Source organism: Mycobacterium sp. TH-M103, from assembly GCF_057473785.1.
In genome coordinates, this window is the sequence record NZ_JBYCLG010000015.1 from 1 (window position 1) to 4,889 (window position 4,889).

Below are 4,889 nucleotides of genomic sequence, written 5' to 3' on the forward strand. Positions count from 1 at the left end.
ACGGTGTTCAGCGTGTACGCCGCGGGCCCGGAAGCCAGCACGTAACCCACGCCGCCGATCATCGGCGCGTAGCCGCTGCGCTGGGCCACCGTGAACAGGCGCATCCCGACACCGGCCGAGGCCAGCACACCGGCATGGTCGGTGGGCGCCGACGAGAACTGCGGCAGCTCCTGGCCCACCCACTGCCAGGGCATGCTCTCGATGCGCGCGGCCAGCTCGGTCAGTTGATGCGACGAAAGCGTCGGTCCGACAAGGGTTTTCCCGCCGACCGTCGACTTCACCAGCAGCGCCGACAGGTTGGCCAGCAGGTGCGAGCGTTCGGCGGCGATGCCGCCCCAGTACACCGGCGCGGTGTCCAGCAACGGGTCCTCGGCGAGCAGCCGCCCGGCGAGCCCGGGCAGAAAGCGCAGCAGCCCGGGGTTTTCCAGGATGCCGCTGCCCAGCGTGTTGACCACGGTCACCGCCCCGCGGTGCTGCGCCTCGACCAGGCCCACCACCCCCAGGCGGGAGTCGGCGCGCAGGTCCAGCGGGTCGCTGTACAACGCGTCGACCCGGCGGAGCACCACGTCGACGCGTTTCAGGGTCCCCAGCGAACGCATCCACAGCTTGCCGTCGCGCACCACCAGGTCCGCGCTCTCCACCAGCGGAAAGCCCAGCAGTGTCGCCAGGTACGCCTGGTCGAACGCGGTCTCGGAGTAGATGCCCGGGCTGAGAACCACCACCACGGGATCCTGCGCGACGTCGGGTGCCGCGTCGATCAGCGCCAGCCGCAGCGCCTGGGCGAACGGGGTCGTCGGCCGCGGCGCGATCCGCTCGTAGAGGTCCGGCAGCGCGTGCGCGACCACGCGCCGGTCGGCCAGCGCGTAGCCGGCGCCCGACGGCGCCTGCGTCCAGTCGGCGTTGACCCGGAAGCTGCCGTCGGGCAGCCGGCTGAGGTCGCACGCGTGCATGAACAGCTGATGGTGCCCGGGGATCTCGATCCCGTTGGCGGCGCGCACGTAACCGGGATGGGCGAACAGCAACTCCGGGGGCAGCAGGCCCTCGGTGAGCAGACGACGCGGTCCGTACAGGTCCGCGAGCACCGCGTCGAGCAGGCGCGAGCGCTGCACCAGCCCGGCCTCCAGCGTTTCCCAGTCCGCCGCGGACAGCACGATCGGCAGCGTGTCCAGACGCCAGGGCCGCGGCTCCAGTCCGTGACCGCCCGGGCCCACCTCGGTGTAGGTGATGCCGTCGTTGTCGATCAGGGTGCGCACCACCGAGCGCAGCCGGTCCAGCCCGGCGCGGCCGCGCTCGGCGACGGCGTCGGCCAGCTCGTGCCACGCCGGGCGCACGGTCCCGTCGGGTTCGACGAATTCGTCGAAACCGATCGCCGGGCCCGTCCCGGGGCCCTCCCGCAGGTCGAACAGCGCCTCCTGGGCGCGCGCGGTGCGGTACCCGTCCAGCAGCCGGTCGGCGTCGTGGCGGCCGCCCGGTACGGCGGCAGCCGTCTCCGGCCAGCCGTTCCTGCCGAGTGCCATCGCCGTGTCGTCCGCAGCTGCCATTACAGCTGAACGGTACGCACGCGGCGCAGGTCGAGGATGCCGGGCGCGCCGACGTCGGTGAATATGCGGGCCTGCTTCTCCCGGAGGCCGGACAGGTCCAGCTTGCCGGGGGTGAAGCCGGTCGCCTCGAAGCGGCGGGCCCGGCGGGCCTCGGCCTCGACGGCGTTGACGGGCGGCTCGTCGTAGGCGCGCCCGCCCGGGTGCGTGACGTGGTAGGTGCAGCCCCCGCGCGACGTCTGAGTGGTCAGGTCGACCAGCTCGAACCGCAGGGGGCCGTCGGCCGAGATGGTCGGGTGCAGCGCGCTGGGCGGCTGCCAGGCCTTGAACCGCACGCCGCCGACGTGCACGTCCGGGTTGTCGGTCGCCAGCAGCGGCACCGGGTAGCCGTTGCAGGTCACCATGTAGCGGTGCCGGTCGGCGCCGATGACGCGGACCTGCAGGCGCTCGACCGAGGAGTCGACGTAGCGGGCGGTGCCCGTCGCGGTGGATTCCTCACCCAGGGTGGTCCACGGCTCGATCGCGCCGCGCAGCTCGATCTCCACACCGTCGAACACGGTGGTACCGATGCGCGGGAAGCGGAACTCGGTGAACGGGTCCAGCCAGCTGGTCTCGAAGGCGACGCCGTGCGCGCGCAGATCCGCTGCGACGTCGGCGATATCGTGAATGATGAAGTGCGGCAACAGATATCGACCGTGCAGGTTGGCGCCGTGGCGGATCAGGGGGGCGCGCAGCGGCTGCTCCCAGAACCACGCCACCAGCGAGCGCACCAGCAGCGACTGGACCATCGCCATGCGCAGGTGCGGCGGCATCTCGAACCCGCGCAGCTCCAGCAGCCCGAGCCGGCCGCGGGGGCTGTCGGGGTTGTAGAGCTTGTCGATGCAGAACTCGGCGCGGTGGGTGTTGCCGGTGATGTCGGTCAGCAGGTGGCGCAGCGCGCGGTCGGCCAGCCACGGTTTGGCGCCGCCGCCGCTCACCCGCGCGATCTCGGCGAACGCGATCTCGAGTTCGTACAGCGCCTCGGCGCGGCCCTCGTCGACGCGCGGGGCCTGCGACGTGGTCCCGACGAAGCGCCCGGCGAACAGGTAGGACAGCGCCGGGTGGCGCTGCCAGTAGGTCAGCAGCGAGACCAGCAGATCCGGGCGGCGCAGCAGCGGCGAGTCCGCCGGCGTGACCCCGCCCAGCGTGATGTGGTTGCCTCCGCCGGTGCCGCCGTGGGTGCCGTCGACGTCGAACGACTCCGTTGACAATCGAGCAAGGCGAGCGTTCTCGTACAGCGATTCCAGCAGCCGGCATTGTTCGGCGAAGCCGGCGGTCGGTGTGACGTTGACCTCGATCACGCCCGGGTCGGGGGTGATCGTGGTCGAGCGCAGGCGAGGATCCGGCGGCGGGCCGTAGCCCTCGATCACCACGGCGCGGCCGGCGTCCGCCGCCGCGGCCTCGACGCGCGCGACGAGATCGGTGAAGTGTTCCAGCGCCTCGGTGGGCGGCAGGAAGATGTGCACCAGCCCGTCGCGGACCTCGGCGACCATCGCGGTCGGCGGCGCCCCGTCGGGCTCGGTGACGACTGCGCGGGCCGAGTCGGTGGCCGGCGCGTCGGCCACGGTCAGGGGGTCGGCGTCGAAGGTGGGGCGCGGCGGTTGCCAGCTGATCGAGTCCAGCGGCAGCCGCAGGCCCGCCGGCGAGTCGCCGTCGACCAGCACGATGCGCCCGCGGCGCAACCGCCAGTCCGCGCTGGCCCACCCGAGGTCGTCGTCGCGCCGGTGCAGCGGCAGCACGAAAGCCGCAGGCGCGGTGAGGGTTTCGTCGAGTCGGGCCAGCAGCGCGGTACGCCCGGCGGGGGAGTCGTCGGCGAGGTCGTCGGCCGGTTCCACCGGATCCCCTTCCGGCAGGCACACTTTGGCCGCCAGTCGGTGCAGCGGGTCCTCGTAGGCGGGTCGCACCTGGGTGGCCGGAAGCCCCAGGCCGTCGGCGACCGCGGCGAGCACCGCGCGGGCCGCGTCGGTGTCGGCGGGTCGGGCGGGCTGGTCTCCCCAGGGGTCGGCCAGCAGCGCCGCGTCGGCCCACAGCGGCCGTCCGTCGGTGCGCCAGTAGAGCGCGATCTCCCAGCGCGGCAACGGCTCTCCGGGATACCACCGGCCCTGTTTGTGCTGGATCAGCCCTCTTGGGGCCCACGCCGCCTTCAGCCGGGCGGCCAAATCGGATGCCCGCTGCCGCTTGTGCGGGCCGTCGGCGGCCGTCGTCCATTCCTCGCTGACCTGGTCGTCGATCGAGACGAACGTCGGTTCGCCGCCCACGGTGAGCCGCACATCGGCGGCTGCCAGCCGGGCGTCGACCCGGCGGCCGACCTCGCAGATCGACCGCCACGCCGTGTCGGTGTAGGGCAGCGTGACGCGCGGGTCCTCGTGCACGCGGGTGACGGTGTTGGAGAACTCCAGCACCGATTCGCACGGTTCGGTGCCGCCGCTGATCGGTGCCGCGCTCGCCGGATGCGGCGTGGCGGCCAGCGGGATGTGCCCCTCGCCGGCGAACAGTCCCGACGTCGGGTCCAGGCCGATCCAGCCCGCACCGGGGATGTACACCTCGGTCCAGGCGTGCAGGTCGGTGAAGTCGGCGGCGGGTCCCGACGGCCCGTCCAGCGCCTCCACGTCGGACGTCAGCTGCACCAGGTAGCCCGACACGAACCGGGCGGCCAGCCCGAACCGGCGCAGGATCGACACCAGCAGCCACGCCGAGTCCCGGCACGAGCCGACACCGCTGCGCAGCGTGAAATCCGGTGTCTGGACGCCGGGTTCCATGCGCACGTTGTAGGCGACGCCGGCGTTGACCGCGCGGTTGAGGGCGACCAGGAAGTCGATGGTGCGGGTGCCGTCCGGCACCGAGAAGTCGCGCACCCAGGCGCGGACGAGGTCGCCCGGCCCCGACCCCTCGCCGTCCTCGTCGACCGGCCGCAGATAGGGCTCGAGGTCGTCGGCCAGCGCCTTGGGGTAGGCCGGCCCGGCCCCGTGATTCAAGGGCCATATCTCGGCCCAGTCCTCGATGAAGAAGTCGAACGGGTTGATCACCTTCAGGTCCGCGATCAGCCCGACGGTGATGGTCAGCCGGGTCATGGGGTTCGGGAACACCAGCCGGGCAAGGAAGTTGCCCACGGCATCCTGCTGCCAGTTGATGAAGTGGTCGTCGGGTTCGACGCGCAGCGAGTAAGCCTCGATCGGTGTTCGGGAGTGGGGCGCCGGGCGCAGCCGCACCACGTGCGGATACACCCGGACCAGCCGGTCAAAGGTGTAGCTGGTGCGGTGCTCCAGCGCAACTTTGATGCTCATAACCGCTGATTGCATCACAGGCGCCACA

Annotated in this window: 2 protein-coding genes; both read right to left on the reverse strand. The window is 72.2% G+C overall.

Annotation, left to right across the window (positions count from 1 at the left end):
* A partial coding sequence (locus AC2VOR_RS00660; protein ID WP_486963017.1) for a circularly permuted type 2 ATP-grasp protein occupies positions 1–1,517 on the reverse strand: 1,517 nt, incomplete at its 3' end.
* A 23-nt stretch (positions 1,518–1,540) separates the two neighbouring features.
* Entirely contained in the window at positions 1,541–4,861 is a 3,321-nt protein-coding gene (locus AC2VOR_RS00665) for a transglutaminase family protein (protein WP_486963016.1), read from the reverse strand.
* Between the last annotated feature and the right edge of the window lie 28 nt (positions 4,862–4,889).

Bases quoted from the DNA above. Each gene is read 5' to 3' on its own strand.
- AC2VOR_RS00665 (WP_486963016.1), bottom strand. From the start codon at position 4,861: ATGAGCATCAAAGTTGCGCTGGAGCACCGCACCAGCTACACCTTTGAC.